The sequence below is a fragment of the Flammeovirgaceae bacterium genome (assembly GCA_015180985.1).
GTDB lineage: Bacteria > Bacteroidota > Bacteroidia > Cytophagales > Cyclobacteriaceae > UBA2336.
The window spans coordinates 1,658,662-1,675,549 of sequence record CP054185.1 but is presented as its reverse complement, the minus strand read 5'-3'; the positions used below and the strand labels follow the sequence as shown (position 1 = coordinate 1,675,549).

Below are 16,888 nucleotides of genomic sequence, written 5' to 3'. Positions count from 1 at the left end.
TAATCAACTTCGGCAGGATTGTATTAAACTTGCCGAAGTTTTTTTATGCCTGTTTCTGCCAACAACCCCATTGGTATTTTCGACAGCGGTATCGGAGGCCTTACTGTTGCACATGCCATAAAGGAATTGCTTCCCAACGAACAGTTGATCTACTTTGGCGACACGGCCCACCTTCCGTATGGTGACAAATCCGAAGCAGCCATCCAGGCGTACTCAGTTCGCATTGCCGATGTACTACTCAAAAAAGATTGCAAGCTGATTGTGATTGCCTGCAATTCGGCCAGTTCGGCCGCTTATGAGTTGCTGAAGGAATATGTTCGGGGGGTTAAGATCATCAACGTTATTGATCCGATGGTTCAATGGGTTGCCTCTAACTTTAAAAATTCCAATGTGGGGCTAATCGGCACCAAGCGCACCGTGCAATCGGGAGTGTATCTGCGAAAAATTGATGAAGCCAACCGGGGCATTACCCTGCATCAACTGGCTACCCCGCTGCTGGCCCCCATGATTGAAGAGGGTTTTTTTAACAACCAGATTAGTCACGAAATAATCGGTCAATACTTATCAGCACCTGAATTAAGCGAAATCAATGCCCTTATTCTGGCCTGCACACATTATCCCCTCATCCGCAACGAAATTGCTGCGTACTACCGGGGCCGTTCGGTTATTATTCTGGATTCCTCGGAAGTGGTTGCCCTGGCCGTGAAGGAATACCTTTTTTCTGCAGACCTGCTCAACAGCCGGGTACACGGAGCCGACCAATTTCTGGTGTCCGACTACACCACGTCATTTGAGGCCTCCACCCGCCTGTTTTTTGGGCAGCAGGTACACCTGCAGGAAAACCCCTTATGGCATTAAAAAATAAAAGCCATGTATTGTTTTTAGTTAAATTCAATTATTTAAACAAATGCTTTTCCTCAACTTGAAAGCACATGATTTAGTTAAGGCATGATGCCTAGCCAAATTATCATTATGGCTGGTCTGTCATGGTGTAGGTTTACCGTAAACTATGTCGGATAATATTGGTTATGTGGTAAGGAATATAGAGATTAATGGCCTCTTTATGAAGCCTTTTATACACATTACGGTTTTATTCCTCTTGCTGGTACCAGGCCTAACCGGATATGCCCAACGGGCATCAACTGCCGATAGTCTGGAGAACAGCCTGAAGGATACTTTGCACGACACGGTACGCATAAAAACATTGGTAGAACTTTCCCAGCTTTATGCATTAAGCAACTTTAATAAAGCCAGTACGTATGCACTGGAAGCGATTAAGTTTGCTGAGAAAGTTGAGGCCCCTCAATTCCGTTACAAATCACTTCAAAATTATGCTTTAATCAACAACCTGAGTGGCGATTTCAGCACCGCTATAAAGTACGAAACCGAAGCCCTTCAGATAGCTATTGCAATGACGGATACGACCAGCATTGGCCTGGCTTACAGCAACATTGGTAATTACTACCACGAAATGGGCGTATATGATGAAGCCTACTTTTACCTGACACGCTCCTACCGCATCCTGCAGCATGGCAACATGAACGGCAGCGATTCGCTTTACATGAACATAGCCCTGCACAACCTGGGCAGGGTATTTAAAGAAATGGGTCAGTATGAAACGGCCTTGGGACATCTCCGGATCTCCTATAAAATGAGCCAGTTATTAAACGATAAAGCCGGCTACGCCTATTTTCTGGATGAGGTTGGCGATGTTAAACTCCGCAACCACCAATATGACTCGGCAGTTTACTACCTGTTAAAAGCAACAGCGGAAGCCAAGAAATTGCTGCAAGCCGAACCAGGCAACATTGTGGTTGAAGTACTCCCGAAAACACTTTCAAAAATCGCTTTGGCTTACCTTCATAAACAACAATATGAAGCCGCACTGGCCTATTACGATTCGGCCATGAACATTCATCAGGCAACCGGTAACCAGTTTGGCATTGCCGATGTAGAACTTGGCCGGGGCATGGTGTTCGCCCGTCAGGCAAATTTTACAGAAGCGGAACGCCTGATGACCAAAGCACTCGGTATTGGACAATCCATTAACGCACGCCTGCTCCAGATTAAATGCCATGATCAACTCTCGGCTTTGTATGAAAAACGAGGGGAATTTGAAAAGGCCCTTCGTCATAACCGGCAACACCAGCAATTAAGGGATAGCATCTTCAGCCAGGGCATGCAGCAAAAGTTTTTCCGCGACCAATTGCGATTTGAAACCGAGGAAAAAGACGACCAGATTGCCTCCCTGATGCGTATTGAACAAATTCGTGCTTCTGAAATCCGTAAACAGGAAATCATCCGGAATATCCTGGTAGTGGTTGTAGCCCTCACAGCCATTTTATTAGTAACCGTTTACCGCAGCGGCCAACGCAGAAAACGGATTAACTCGCTGCTGCTGCAACACCAGGAAGAAATGGAAAAGCGAAGCCAGGAACTGGAACAACTTAACAAAGTAAAGGATAAGTTCTTCTCCATTATCTCTCATGATCTGCGCTCACCGGTAAATGCGCTGGCCGGCTTATTGGATTTATTGGACAAGGGCGCCATTAAACCGGAAGAATTGCCCATGGCGCTGAAGGAACTGCGCACACGGTTTAACCATACCCGCACCCTGCTCAACAACCTGCTCGACTGGACCCTGTTGCAGATGGACAAACTTAACCTGCAGGCTGCTAAAATCAGTTTACATGCCCTGGTCGAAGAGAACATTGCCCTGCTCACTTCATTACATCAAAAAAATATTAAACTAATAAACAACGTTTCACCATTAGCCTATGCCCTGGCCGACAGCAACACAATTAACCTGGTTATCCGGAACTTGCTGACCAATGCGCTGAAATTCACCAACGATGGCGGAGAAATTGTAATCGGAGCTGAAGAGAAAAATAATGAATGGATTATGTTTGTGCGCGACAATGGAGTGGGCATGTCAGCCGAGGTACGCAACATGTTGTTTGATAAAATAAACCCCTACAGCACACGGGGTACCGCCAATGAAAAAGGTACAGGCCTGGGATTAATTCTTTGCAAAGAATTTGTTGAGAAAAACAACGGCCGCATCTGGGTTGAAAGCGAAGAAGGCAAAGGCAGTACCTTCTGGTTCTCCCTGCCTAAGGCCTAATCGGAACCTTATCCCGCCTTGATGGGTTTACCGAATAAGGTTACCTTTGCAATTGATTTACCCCTCATGAGCGACCAGGTATTACACGAATGCGGAATTGCCCTAATCCGCCTGCGAAAACCGCTTTCCTACTATATTGAAAAGTATGGCCCGACCTATGGGATGAACAAAATGTACATCCTGATGGAAAAACAACACAACCGCGGGCAGGACGGGGCCGGTATTGCCAACATTAAAATTGACGTTGAAGCCGGCCGCAGATACATCAGCAGGTATCGCTCCATGAAACAACAACCCATTGCTGCCCTGTTTAAAAAGATTAGCAAGAAGTATAAAAAGGCCCAAAAAGAAGGGAAAGATAAATTCAGAGATGAGAAATGGCTTAAAGAGAATGTAGCCTTTACCGGTGAGTTGTGGCTGGGCCATCTCCGCTACGGAACGCACGGCCAAAATAGTATCGAAAGTGTTCATCCGTTTTTACGTCAAAACAACTGGCGCAGCCGCAACCTGGTTATGGCCGGCAACTTTAACATGACCAACGTAGACGAGCTATTCGACATTCTGGTTAACCTTGGGCAACACCCGAAGGAGAAAGTGGATACCGTAACCGTAATGGAAAAAATCGGCCACTTTCTGGATGAAGAGGTGCAGGCACTGTTTGAAAAATACAAAGACCAGTATTCCAATCAGGAAATTTCGGAAATCATTGAGAATGAAATTGATCTGCAGCGTGTACTTAAACGTGCCTGCAAAGATTTTGACGGAGGTTATACCATGGCCGGGTTAACCGGCTCAGGCTCCGCTTTCGTTATGCGCGACCCCAACGGCATTCGCCCGGCTTATTTTTATGCCGATGATGAGGTGGTGGTGGTAGCCTCAGAAAAGCCGGCCATCAAAACAGCCTTCAACATCAATTACAACCAGATAGAAGAAATTACACCCGGCCACGCTCTAATTATTAACAAAAGCGGAGAACCCGGGCTTTACCCGGTGCTTCCGCAAGGTGAGAAAAAATCATGCAGTTTTGAACGCATTTATTTCTCGCGTGGCAACGACCCCGATATCTACCAGGAGCGCAAACAACTGGGGCGCTTCCTGGTTCCGCAAGTACTCCGGGCCATTAATTTCGATTTAAAAAACACCATTTTCTCCTATATACCCAATACGGCCGAAACAGCCTTCTACGGCATGATGGAGGGTATTGAAGATTATCTGATTAAAAAACAAAAAGAAGTAATCATCGAGGGGAAACCCTCTGTTGATCCGATTGACGATGTGCTGTCGTTCAGGCCGCGAATCGAAAAGATTGTAGTAAAAGATGTTAAACTCCGCACCTTCATTACCGATGACGAACACCGCGATGACCTGGTAGCCCATGTATACGATACTACATACGAAGTGGTAAACAAAGGCAAGGATACACTGGTGGTTATTGACGACTCCATTGTACGGGGAACTACGCTGGAGAAAAGCATTTTGAAAATGCTTGATCGGCTGGAACCTAAAAAAATTGTGGTTGTTTCTTCAGCACCCCAAATACGCTTCCCCGACTGCTATGGAATTGACATGAGTAGAATGAGCGACTTTGTGGCTTTCCGGGCAATTATCGACCTGCTGAAGGAATCCGGTAAAGAGTACCTGCTGGGTGAAGTCTATGAAAAATGCATCCGCGCAGCTGGTGAGGAGCATCCGGAAAACCATGTAAAACAACTGTACGCACAATTTGAATACGAACGAGTTAGCCATAAGATTGCTGAAATCATTAAACCGGCCAACATGAAAGCTGAACTGGAGGTGGTCTTCCAAACGGTTGACAATCTGCACAAAGCTTGTCCGCGTCATCTGGGCGACTGGTATTTTACCGGGAACTACCCTACGCCCGGTGGCCATAAAGTTGCCAATCGCGCCTACGCCAATTTTATGGAAGGCAAACTGGTGAGGGCTTACTAAAATTTAACAAACTACCTTCAATACACCCGGTTTGCTCTTAATCTAAGTTTGTTAACTTAGCCAAAAGCTTTTTTATGAATTACTGGCTGGTTAAAACCGAACCTGAAACGTTCTCGTGGGACGACCTGGTGAGCGATAAAAAAACAACATGGGATGGCGTTCGCAACTTCCGGGCAAGAAGCAACCTGAAAAAAATGGCCAAAGGCGACCTGGTGTTTATTTACCATACTGGCGATGAAAAAGCAATTATTGGCCTGGCCAAAGTTACCCGAGAAGCATTTCCTGACCCTCATGATCCTAACTGGGCCGCTGTTGAACTCGCCCCTCAAAAAAAACTAAAGCGCCCGGTAACCCTGGCAGAAGTTAAATCAAACAAACGGTTAACAGCCATGGCATTGGTGCGCATTGCCCGCCTGTCTGTTCAACCCGTTTCACCAGAAGAATATGATGAGGTTCTGAAAATGAGTGAAACCAAATGAGATTTATAGTTACTTATACTGCACTGCTTCTGGCTTGCTCATTTTTAAATAACCTTCCGGCACAGGTACACCAACCTTATCGGTACGAAAAAGAACAAAAATTTGGTGATGAAGATTTTACAGTAATATCCCTGGAAGAAAACGGCCTTGCCCTGGTACGTGAAACAAGGCACTACAAAGGTGGTAACCGAACCTGGGAACTCATTTTGCTGGATACCATACTGAATGAGCGGCAGCATCTCGATGTAGAGATAGATCAGCGCAAAACTCTTATCGGATATGAATATGATTCAACAAATTTCTATTTGTTATTTAAATCAGGAGAAAGCATTAAAACTATTCTGGACCTGGTTGAAATAAATATCCGAACAGCCGAAATAAAACAAACTGAAATTAAACCCGAACTGGCGGTAAACCTTACCCACTTCAGCAAAGTGGGTAATAATTTCGTTTTTGGTGGATATGTGAACAACGAGCCTGCAGTTTTGTTGTATTTAACAGATCAACAGAATATGAAAGTAGTACCCGGTTTTTTCCAAAAGGAAACGGAATTGGTCGAACTGCGTGGAAACAAAAACAGCACCTTCAGTGTTATTCTCATCGATCGAAGCCAACGCGATAACAGAAAACTGTTATTTAAGATTTTTGACAGCCAGGGCAAAGAGTTACTTGATGATATTATTACCATTGAAGGTAAACGTTCACTTCAAACGGCCATTGTCAGTTCGCTGGTCCGCGATGATTTGATTTTACTGGGCACATGGGGCGGTCTCAATTCAAAACAATCGGCTGGTTTTTACGGTGTTCCGGTTGACCCTTTTACCGAGCAACCCATCACCTATACAGCCTTTGCCGATATGACTAACTACCTGCAATACCTGAAGGAAGCGAAGAGGAAGCGCATTGTTGAGAAAACCAAAGTTGCCTTGCAGGCCGGTAAAATACCTGACTTTATAAATTTTATTCGGCCCGTTAGGATTACCGAATATGATAAAGGTTTTCTGTTGTTAGCCGAAGTGTTTATACCCTCTTCATCAACCGCACCCTTCCGGGACAATTATCCGTATTATGCACCCTACCCAACCCCTTACTCTTACTACGGCCCGTACTTTGGCAACTATCCTTCTTATTACAACCGTATGTACAATCCGTTTTACACGGATAGTAATACCATGCGACCTGCAGATGATATAAAAATCACTCGCTCTATTCTTGTATCATTCACACCAAAAGGTGAAGTAGCGTGGGACCAGACGCTGGAACTTGATAATATCCGCTTATCCGCCTTGGAGCAGGTCAGCGACTTTTGCCTGATTTCAAACAATTTGTATTTCATTTATAAAAAGGAGTCTGATCTACGTTTAAAAAAAGTAAACCTTGAAACCGGTGAAGTCAGCGAATTAACGGAGCGCATCCGCATGAAATCTGAAACGGATGAGTTACGCTCTGAGCGTGATCAGTCTGGCGCTTTACGGTACTGGTACAATACCGGTTTTTATGTTTGGGGAGTTCAGACTATACGAAATACGACCAGTAAGGAAGAAGGAGCGAAACGAGTTTTTTATGTTAATAAGGTTGCTATCCGGTAGTGTATTTTTCATCATTGCGTACGCGGTATCAGGCCAACTTCAACAAAGCAAACGGTATGAAATACCCATTTCCGATAAAGAAGCCGAGTACCATGTGGCCTCGGCCAAAACCAATGGCGCACTTATTTACCGGTACAGTTCCACCAAACGCAACGATTTCCTCGATTTGATCCACCTTGACACAGCATTTAATGAACTATGGAAAAACCAACTTGAACTCGAAAAGAAATTTATCCTGGCGCATCAGCGTACCCTTGACGGCCGGCAATACATGCTTTTTTATCATCGCGAATTCACAACTTTAAATTTTTATATCTACTCCATTCAGCTAAAAGATGGTGCGCTGACAAAATACCAGGTTGAAAACTACATCCCCTTTGTGCCTACTCACCTCGAAGTAACATCAAAAGGTGCACTGATCGGAGGCTATTACATCGGCCACGTACCCGTAGTGCTGTACTTCAGTTTTACTACACTCAGAACCAACGTGCTACCCGGCCTGGTTAACGAAACAGGCGAATTAATTCAAATCCGGGTAAGCGATGATGATAGTTTTCAGATACTGATTGGTGCAAAAAATTTCATGAAACAACGAACCATTTGGATTAAGCTATACAACCCGGACGGCACATTAAAACAAAATACGTCAATTCAACCTCCTGAAAACTCCAGCCTGCTGTTTGGTAAAGTTATTGAAACTGGAAACGATAACCTGGTTGTAGCGGGCACATACGGAAACCGGACTTCAGAATACTCGAAAGGATTGTTTATTGTAACAACAAATAATCAGGGCGACCAGGTCCAATATCTTTACCCATTTACCGACCTGGAAAATTTTTTTAATTACATGAAAGCAAAAAGACAAAAAAGAATCAAAGAGAAAATTGAGAGAAGAAAAATCAAAGGAAAAAAAATAAGGTTACAGTACCGTATCCTGGTTCATGAGTTAGTACTTCAAAATAATCAATATTTGTTGCTTGGCGAAGCGTTTTATCCCGTGTACAAACGTGATGACCGCTACAACTACGGACTGGCTACTTCGCTGGCCATACCTTATATATTTGATGGTTACCGCTACACGCACGCCATCGTTATCGGTTTCAACCAACAGGGAAAATTGCAATGGGATAACAGTTTTGAGATTAATGACGTCAAAACGTTTACCCTTGAGCAGTTTGTAAAAATGGATGCTCAATCCGATAAAATTGCCTTGCTTTATTTGTTTGATAACCGTATTCGTACCAAAATATTGCAGGGCAGTAAAATTCTGGAAGGGAAAAATTATAACCCGCTTAAACTTGATTACCAGCCCGAAGACAGTGGAGAAGAAGATACCGACATCCGAAAGCTTGATTATTGGTATGACGGCACCTTCCTGGCTTATGGTGTTGAGCGCCCGCCAAGCCGGTCAATGAGCCGATCACGGCAACGGATATTCTTTATAAACAAAGTAACATACCGGTAACTGTCAGACTAATCCCTTATATTTGCCATGGCTTATGCAGAAAAAACTCATCCTGGATTCCGATCTGCTGGACATTACCATAAGCCGCCTTTGTCAACAACTCATTGAAAATCACGGTACTTTCGCTAATTCGGTCATTATCGGCCTCCAACCAAGGGGCATTTACCTGGCCGATCTGATACAGGAAAAATTAAGGAAACTTGCCGGTAACGAAGTGCCTGTCGGCTACCTGGACGTTACCTTTCACCGCGATGATTTCAGGCGTAGGGAAATAACCAAGGCAAGCGAAATCCGCATTCCGTTTATCATTGAAGGAAAGAACGTTATTTTGGTAGATGACGTGTTATTTACCGGTCGCACCGTGCGGGCAGCCCTCGAAGCGATAATTGCCTTTGGCCGCCCGGCAAAAGTAGAGCTGCTCGTATTGATTGACAGACGCTATAACCGCGACTTGCCCATCGCCCCGGATTATGTGGGCAAAACAGTGAATACGGTGCACTCACAAAAAGTGCTGGTTGAACTTGTGGCACAAGGTCACCATCAAAATAAAATATGGCTGATAAACAAAGATTAAGCATGTCAAAACTCAGTCAGAAGCACCTGCTCGGAATCAAGGACATTACTGAAAAAGATATACAACTTATTTTTGAAACAGCCGACACATTTAAGGATGTACTAAACCGGCCCATTAAGAAAGTCCCCTCACTGCGCGATGTAACCATCGCCAACATCTTTTTTGAAAATTCAACCCGGACAAGGCTGTCTTTTGAACTAGCTGAGAAACGCTTATCAGCGGATGTAGTCAACTTCTCTACTTCCACAAGCTCAGTAAAAAAAGGCGAAACTCTTTTGGATACGGTCAATAACATCCTTGCCATGAAAGTGGATATGGTGGTCATGCGGCATGCCAGCCCCGGTGCACCCCATTTTCTGGCACGTCACATCAAGGCAAACATTATCAATGCAGGCGATGGTACCCACGAGCACCCTACCCAGGCACTGCTGGATGCCTACTCCGTCCGCGAAAAACTGGGTGAAGTGCGCGGAAAAAAAGTTGCCATTATCGGAGATATTCTTCATTCAAGGGTTGCGCTATCAAACATTTTTGCGCTTCAAAAACTCGGTGCCGAAGTAATGGTCTGCGGTCCGCCAACCTTATTACCAAAATTTGTAAAGGAGTTAGGCGTACAGGTTGAACTTAATGTGAAAAAAGCCCTTCAATGGTGCGATGTGGCCAACGTATTGCGCATCCAACTTGAACGCCAGCAAATCAAGTACTTTCCTTCATTGCGTGAATACGCCCTGTATTATGGCATCACCAAAGCTACACTCGACTCCCTCAAAAAACCGATTGTAATAATGCATCCGGGGCCCATTAACCGCGGCATTGAATTAAGCAGCGATGCCGCTGACTCGGCCCATTCTATTATTCTCGACCAGGTTGAAAACGGTGTAGCTATCCGGATGGCCGTACTGTACCTGCTGGCCGGTGTTCCTTCTTAATGCCCTAATATACCCCTACCGCACCACAAGTTTTTGCTGACTTCTGGAAACAGTGCTTTGAATAATGACTGCATACACACCCTGGGATAATTTGCCGGGCAACTTTATCTCTTCGCTTAACGAACTAACCTGCATGTTTTCAGTGTGTACAACCTTACCTTGCATATCCATCACAGTAATCAGTACCGGCTTGTTTAGTTCGGTAGCCGTAAGTTTTACGGTAAAGGATGAGCCGTCAGAAGGGTTAGGATATAACTGCCAGAATCCCTGCCCGGAAACTGTGACCGATTTTACATTTGAATATGTATACGTACCATCGTAATCAGTTTGCTTAATGCGGTAGTACCATGTACCAGGGGATACTGAATAATCTTCAATACGGTAACGGGTTTCGCGGTTAGTCGTTCCGGCACCGGCCACATCTGCTACAGCTGTAAATCCTTCAGCATCTTCAAATCGCTTTTCAACAGTAAAGAAATCGTTATTCAGTTCCGAAGCGGTTGACCATTTCACTTCCACAAAATCCTGGTGGGCTACCAAATCAAACGACTTCATCTCTACCGGAAGAGGAGCGGCAATATCGGCCACGGCCCAGGGTGAATAATTACTTACACCCGGCACAGTAACCGTGCCGGCCCCGCTGTTGTACACCTGCCCCGGCAATGCCGGCTCCCAAGTGTTGGATGGTGCCCACCGTTGGGCATTGACTGTAGTTGCCCCGGTAGTTGAAATCTCGGCCAAGGTTGCCGTAAATGTTATGGTAGAGGTTGGCCTTGTGGTGGTATAGCTGTTCAGTGTAATCACCCAGAAACGGTCAACCACCGAAAGCCCTCCGCTGGTTCCACTTAAATTGGTAACGCCTGTCGGAAAAGGGGTGTTATCAACACCTGTTGGATAAGTTGATACAGACACCGAACCGGCAGCCGGAGCACCGGCCGAGGTGATATTTAAGGTAAATGGAATGTATTCTGTGCTGGATTTTCCAAAAGGATACACGAAGGAACCGGTAAGCGTACCTGTTAACCAACGAAGGGTGCCATAAGGATCTGTTGAATCTTCGCTTTTAACGTATCCGCTTGTGCGTGTAATAGCCCCGGTGCTGTTACGAGTTACGTTAAGGGTAAGTGAATTCAAATCAAGTTCTCCTTGGTTTAAGGCCAGCGTATTACTAACCGTGGTATTGTTTAAAATACGAACTACATCGGTTGCAGCGCTGGTATTCAGCGTAAGGTTGTAAAAGGTTTCAGCCGTGGTCCCGCCAATAGTTTGCAAGGTGTTTGATGCCGGGCTGTTAAATACCACGGTGCCGGTACCTTCATCAAAGCCGTTGCTAGCCCCGGCCGTTGAGTTATTTACCCAGTTACCTCCAACCGTAATTGTTGCAATGGTTCCATTATTATCAGCCCTAAGGCGTGCCCCGCTATTGATGGTTAAATTACCGGCCACGGTAAGGCCCGAGGCACCGCCAGCCGCACTTTGGAGAACGGGGCTGGTTGCTCCGTTGCCTAAAGTTAAATTTCCAGCAATACTAATGGTTACATTAGGAATGCTAAACGTTTGATTAGCACTTATAATCAAATTACCATAAGTAACATTGGCAATGGTTTGTGCATTTGAATTTTGATATTGAACTGTACCAAAAGGTGAAGTGGTGCCAAGATCAAAAGTACCAAAACCGGTTGCAAATCCTTGATTGCCGATGAGTCTCAAAGAAGCACCAGGGGCAATTTGGAAAGTTCTGGTTCCATTCCCAGTTATTGAGGCATTCCCTTGTCTTGAAGTACCACTTTGAATTCTTAGGTCACCGGTAACATTTGTTGTTGTAATAGATGTGCCAATAAAAACTCCATTTACACTAGTGTTATTAAAGTAGAGATTATGATAAACAAACGGATTAGCAGGCTGGTTGCTTGTAGGAAAACCCAATAACTGTTCTGAGGCTGTTCTACTATAGTTAAACACACTGCCAGATGTACCCGCTAATAGCAAACCCCTGTTATTTGTAAAAGAAAGCTGACCGGTTAAATTCACCCGTCCGTTACCCCCGGTCATATCCAGCACGGCAGTTAATTCACGATTGGCATTGTTGGATGTGTTGAATACCAGGTTTGAACCTACATTTAACGTACCAGTGGTTATATTAACACGCGCCAACAGGTTGGCATTATTAACTCCTGAACCTATCTGTACATTGCCGCCTGTGGTAGCGGTGCCTGCATTCAGGTTCCACACATCAGTTGTGGTGCCTGCGCCCCCCGGCTGGTTAACCCGTACATTGGTTTGTACCGTTAGCGAATTGGTGCCGAGGTGAGTCAATACCTGTGCTGTAGTGCGCGCACTGGATGTTGTATTAATGTCCAGCGAATTGACGGTAGCATTCATGTCCAAGTTAATAGTGGTGGCCGCATCCGGAGTGATGTTTGAGTTACCGATTGTCACGGCATCATTAATCGTGTTTGGCACATATTGCCTGCCATAGCCTCCTGTAGCTGTTGCCGAAGCATTGGCTGTAAGCACCAGGTTCTCATTATCGGTTATGGATTGTACGGTTCCGCGAACCGTACCCGGACTGGTTTGCAGCATCAGCACATCGCCTACAGCCAGTTCGGTAGTAAATAATGTACCGGTTCCGGTAACTGCAGTACTTCCGGCAGTAAACTGAATATTACCGGTGCGGTTTTGTATCCAGGTTGCCGGATTACTCCAGTTCTGGGTTCCTGTAAGCCGGTTAAACGTACCTGAGGTATTGATTAACTCACCTATCTGATAAAATCGGGATGATCCGCTTGGCAAACTGGCCGCAGCTTCTCCGGTAATCTGGGTAGAAGTTGCTGTACGGGTTCCTACTGTGCTGGTAAACCAGTTTATTCCGTCATATCTGCGCACACTGAAATTTGAGAAATCAGCTAACCCATCCAGGTCGGAAGCGACAAAATTGAAGACAGCGCTCAGGTTAACAAATGTAGTGGCATTGTTCGTAACCGTCCAGTACCGGTTAACACTGCGGTTGGGTTCGATGTTCGACCCGTTTATATCCGGGTGATCATCAGCGGTTGATGATACCGTGAAATTACCAGCCACACTAACCGTATTAAACGAAATACTCACGGGAGCATAATCCGTACCGGTGCCTACTTCAAACGTTACTGTGGGAGAACCGGCAATAACCGGCTTTCGCAAATTGCCCTCTACAAATCCGTTGGTTGGTGTAACGGTAGCCGTAGCCGAAGCCATGATAAGCACGTTGGTTCCGGTGTAGATATTCCCATTGGTAAAAAGCAAATCGGTAGATACCGTTGCATTAACTCCATTCAGCGTAACGCCATTCAGGTTATCGATCTCTAAATTCGAAAAAGTAGTAGCTGATGTTCCGGTAATTTGCTGATTGGTACCGGTAGTAAACCGTACCCGGCTGGTAGTGTTGGTTGTAAAAACACCTCCACCTCCGTTAAAAGTCCATGTGCCATCATTACCATTAATGGTGATCGTTCTGCTACTGTAATTTAGGCCCCCGTTAGCAAAAATGAAATTTGAAGTGGTTACATCATTGGCCAGTACCGATGTACCGCTGGATGTATAGTTCCAGGTTCCGCCAATTGTAAGCACTGCATTGCTGTTAATTGTTCCCTGATTAGTCATAACCAGGTTGCCGGTTATATTGGTTACGGCCGACATGTTTACAGCCGACCCGCCCGCTCCGGTAATATGAAGATTCTGATAGGGATAAATCGCACTAGAGGCTGCTGTTTGTGCTCCACCCCGATTAAATTCAATAATTGTGCTGGGGGCAAGTGAATGTGAAGTTCCCGTTAATGCCGGCACTGTGCCAGCCGATGAAATCCGTATCCGGCTGGTGCCCGACATCACCAGGTTACCGGTTCCGATAAGATCATTACCTCCGGTAACATCAACCAGGGTGGTACTGTTAATAGTAAAGTTCCCATTAACAGTTGTGGTTCCGTTTATGGTTTTGGTGCTTCCGTTTAACGCGTTTATATGGTGGTAGGTGGTTGCGTAAATCGTCTGGTTAACCGCACCCGAATATTCAACAATGTTGTTCGGGGCCGAGAAATCTACACTACTCAGGGCTCCTACCACATCTACCACAGCACCGTCACCGGTCATAATCAGATAACCCGATGTTCCATTGCCGTTAATAAAAGTTGAGCCGCTTTCAACACTAAGGTTCTGACCCCCGGCCCGTGTTAAGCGCAAGGTGCCGATATTGGTAACGGTGCTGGCGTTTTGTAACCGCAAACGCGTTATTCCAATCTCTGCATTGCCTGAATACGTATAACTTCCGCCAGCAGTAACATCGTACCGGCCGTTACCTCCGGTAGGAACGGGCCAAACACCGTTGTTTACGATGCTGCAGTTAATAACCGGGTCCTCACCTACTGTATTGTCCCAGGTACCCCCTAAATTAACCGTTATTGTATTTTCAAACCGCTTGGTGCCGGCATTGGAGTTTGTAAATTCTAAATAACCGTTGGCAATAACAGTTGTAGTACCATTTACCCTGAAATTAATGCGACCGAGTGTAAAGCGTAAACCGGGTGTTGAAGGTTGCACCAGTAAATTACCGTTAACAACAATTGAAGCCGTGGTGCTACCATCAACATTAGCTCCATTAAAAACAGTAAAGTTATTGGTAGTATAGGTTTCATTTGAAGTGGCTGACCAAAAGGCCGATGAGTTTAGGATTACATCACCAATTGTTTTAGTGCCTGTTGCACTGGTCGGAATAAATGTTCCACTAACTGTAAAGGTTCGGGGTGAGGTTTGATTAACCCGCACTCCGCCAATGGATCCTGTTTGCCCAGCCGGTATGTTAAAATTATTGTTGAGATTTAATACACGGTTGTTGTTATTGCCGGTAACCTGGCTGTTGCCATTCATGGTCATCAGGCCATTTACATCCAGGGTGCGATTATTTGTATTAAAGAAAAGATTGGCTGTACCGTTTAGCGTTAATGTGTTACAGGCCGCATTAACATTAACGTTTATAGTATGCCCGGTGGCAATAATTACCTCATCATCGGCATCGGGCACATTATCCCCGTCAATACCCACTACCGACCATACTGTGAGGCCACCGTTCCAATCGCCACTGGCTATGGAGGTAAATGTGGCCTGGGCGTTAGCCACTAAAACGGTGGTTATGAGGAAACACCAAACAGTAAAAATCCGAATCATAAGTGCATTTAATAAAGTTTAACCAACTATTGCTTTAAACCCATAAAAGTAATGCTTCTTAGTGGATTACGCTAAACGGGTAGACCCTTCTAAAATAAACCTAAATACAACAATGTAACCCCTAAATGCCACAAATTTCAACAGAAATTAATACCCCGACTACGACCCTGTTTTTTGTACATTTGTGCCCCCATGCAAGTTTATTCATCCATCATCGAAACCATTGGCAACACGCCAATAATCCGCTTAAATAAAGTTTTTAAAGGCCTGCCGGGAACCTACCTGGCCAAAATTGAGTATTTCAACCCCGGAAACTCCACCAAGGACCGGATGGCCCTGAAGATGATTGAGGATGCGGAAAAAGCCGGCATACTTAAACCCGGTGGCACCATCATTGAAGGTACTTCGGGCAACACGGGTATGGGCTTGGCACTAACGGCCATCGCTAAAGGGTATAAGTGTATTTTCACCATGGCCGATAAGCAGTCGCAGGAAAAAATTAATATCCTGCGTGCCGTTGGCGCAGAGGTAGTTGTTTGCCCCACCAATGTGGAGCCTGACGACCCGCGCTCGTATTATTCGGTGGCCCGCAAGTTGAACAAGGAGATTCCGAATTCGATTTACCCGAATCAATACGACAACCCCAGCAACGCAAAAGCACATTATGAAACCACAGGACCTGAAATCTGGAAACAGACTGATGGCAGAATCACGCACTACGTTGCAACGGTGGGCACCGGGGGCTCGATGTGTGGAACAGCCCGGTATTTAAAAGAACAGAATAAGAATTTAATCGCTGTTGGAATTGATACCTACGGCTCCGTTTTTAAAAAATATAAAGAGACGGGCATCTTCGATGAAAAAGAAATTTATCCTTACCTGACAGAAGGGTTTGGCGAGGACATTCTCCCGAAGAATGTTGATTTTGATGTAATTGACCTGTTCATTAAAGTTACGGATAAGGACGGTGCCTTAATGACGCGCAAACTGGCCCGCGAAGAAGGGCTGTTTGTGGGGTGGTCGAGCGGCTCGGCCGTTCATGGAGCGTTGGAATATGCACGGCAACATGTTAAAAAAGATGATGTTGTTGTAATTCTTCTTCCTGATCACGGTACGCGCTACCTGGCCAAAGTGTATAACGACCAGTGGATGAAGGATCACGGCTTTGCCGAAACTCCCTATGCCACAACTGCACGCCACCTGATTCAATCTCGCAACGGCCGCACCAGCTTAGTTACGGTAACTAAAAACGCCCAAGTCAGCGAAGCCATTCTGCTGATGAGCCGTGAGGGCATTGACCAGATACCCGTAACCGAAAACGATAACTTCATCGGCAGTGTTAGTTCGGCCGGCCTGCTCGAAAAAATGATGGAAGACCCTCAACTAAAAAATAAATCGGTTGGTGAAGTAATGGACAAACCCATGTTGTTTGTTGCCCCCGACAGTACATTGGATGTTCTTTCATCTTTACTAAATAAGGATAATAAAGCCGTACTGATCCGAGATGAAAAACAACAGGTTCACATCATTACCCAGCATGATGTGCTTGCGGCCATTTCTAACCAATAAGAAAAAAGTAGTA

The 16,888-nt window shown here is 45.3% G+C and carries 10 protein-coding genes; 9 read left to right on the top strand and 1 reads right to left on the bottom strand.

The window, feature by feature from the left end; translation table 11 throughout:
- Positions 1 to 45 precede the first annotated feature (45 nt).
- The 8 genes from murI to HRU69_07835 all read left to right on the top strand — a co-directional run bounded on the left by murI (position 46) and on the right by HRU69_07835 (position 10,110).
- On the top strand, positions 46 to 858 hold the full coding sequence (murI, locus tag HRU69_07870) for a glutamate racemase (protein QOI97411.1): 813 nt from the start codon (positions 46 to 48) through the stop codon (positions 856 to 858).
- Positions 859 to 1,009: 151 nt separating this feature from the next.
- Entirely contained in the window at positions 1,010 to 3,124 is a 2,115-nt protein-coding gene (locus HRU69_07865; protein ID QOI97410.1) for a tetratricopeptide repeat-containing sensor histidine kinase, read from the top strand.
- 66 nt (positions 3,125 to 3,190) lie between these two features.
- Positions 3,191 to 5,074 (top strand): amidophosphoribosyltransferase, encoded by a 1,884-nt coding sequence (locus tag HRU69_07860; GenBank protein ID QOI97409.1) that lies wholly within the window; start codon positions 3,191 to 3,193, stop codon positions 5,072 to 5,074.
- 74 nt (positions 5,075 to 5,148) lie between these two features.
- A complete protein-coding gene (locus HRU69_07855) occupies positions 5,149 to 5,553 on the top strand; it encodes an EVE domain-containing protein (protein QOI97408.1) in 405 nt (134 codons plus the stop codon).
- Positions 5,550 to 7,142: a hypothetical protein gene (locus tag HRU69_07850; protein ID QOI97407.1), complete on the top strand. Its 1,593-nt coding sequence runs from the start codon at positions 5,550 to 5,552 to the stop codon at positions 7,140 to 7,142. Before HRU69_07855 ends, HRU69_07850 begins: the two co-directional genes overlap by 4 nt.
- Positions 7,117 to 8,607: a hypothetical protein gene (locus HRU69_07845; GenBank protein QOI97406.1), complete on the top strand. Its 1,491-nt coding sequence runs from the start codon at positions 7,117 to 7,119 to the stop codon at positions 8,605 to 8,607. Before HRU69_07850 ends, HRU69_07845 begins: the two co-directional genes overlap by 26 nt.
- A 34-nt stretch (positions 8,608 to 8,641) precedes the next feature.
- Positions 8,642 to 9,181, top strand: coding sequence for a bifunctional pyr operon transcriptional regulator/uracil phosphoribosyltransferase PyrR (gene pyrR, locus HRU69_07840; GenBank protein QOI97405.1), 540 nt, complete (start codon positions 8,642 to 8,644; stop codon positions 9,179 to 9,181).
- Positions 9,182 to 9,183: 2 nt separating this feature from the next.
- Entirely contained in the window at positions 9,184 to 10,110 is a 927-nt protein-coding gene (locus HRU69_07835) for an aspartate carbamoyltransferase catalytic subunit (GenBank protein QOI97404.1), read from the top strand.
- A 15-nt stretch (positions 10,111 to 10,125) separates the two neighbouring features.
- On the opposite strand, the gene HRU69_07830 is transcribed toward HRU69_07835, so the two are convergent.
- Complete coding sequence (locus HRU69_07830) at positions 10,126 to 15,306, bottom strand: hypothetical protein (GenBank protein QOI97403.1); 5,181 nt, start codon at positions 15,304 to 15,306, stop codon at positions 10,126 to 10,128.
- A gap of 192 nt (positions 15,307 to 15,498) precedes the next feature.
- Here HRU69_07830 and HRU69_07825 point away from each other — a divergent pair, with 192 nt between their 5' ends.
- Entirely contained in the window at positions 15,499 to 16,875 is a 1,377-nt protein-coding gene (locus HRU69_07825; GenBank protein ID QOI97402.1) for a pyridoxal-phosphate dependent enzyme, read from the top strand.
- Positions 16,876 to 16,888: the final 13 nt, after the last annotated feature.

Excerpts from the sequence above, each read along its gene's own strand:
- pyrR (QOI97405.1), top strand. The coding sequence starts at position 8,642 with ATGCAGAAAAAACTCATCCTGGATTCCGATCTGCTGGACATTACCATA.
- HRU69_07830 (QOI97403.1), bottom strand. The coding sequence starts at position 15,306 with ATGATTCGGATTTTTACTGTTTGGTGTTTCCTCATAACCACCGTTTTA.
- HRU69_07835 (QOI97404.1), top strand. The coding sequence starts at position 9,184 with ATGTCAAAACTCAGTCAGAAGCACCTGCTCGGAATCAAGGACATTACT.
- HRU69_07865 (QOI97410.1), top strand. The coding sequence starts at position 1,010 with ATGTCGGATAATATTGGTTATGTGGTAAGGAATATAGAGATTAATGGC.
- HRU69_07850 (QOI97407.1), top strand. The coding sequence starts at position 5,550 with ATGAGATTTATAGTTACTTATACTGCACTGCTTCTGGCTTGCTCATTT.
- HRU69_07845 (QOI97406.1), top strand. The coding sequence starts at position 7,117 with ATGTTAATAAGGTTGCTATCCGGTAGTGTATTTTTCATCATTGCGTAC.
- murI (QOI97411.1), top strand. The coding sequence starts at position 46 with ATGCCTGTTTCTGCCAACAACCCCATTGGTATTTTCGACAGCGGTATC.
- HRU69_07855 (QOI97408.1), top strand. The coding sequence starts at position 5,149 with ATGAATTACTGGCTGGTTAAAACCGAACCTGAAACGTTCTCGTGGGAC.
- HRU69_07825 (QOI97402.1), top strand. The coding sequence starts at position 15,499 with ATGCAAGTTTATTCATCCATCATCGAAACCATTGGCAACACGCCAATA.
- HRU69_07860 (QOI97409.1), top strand. The coding sequence starts at position 3,191 with ATGAGCGACCAGGTATTACACGAATGCGGAATTGCCCTAATCCGCCTG.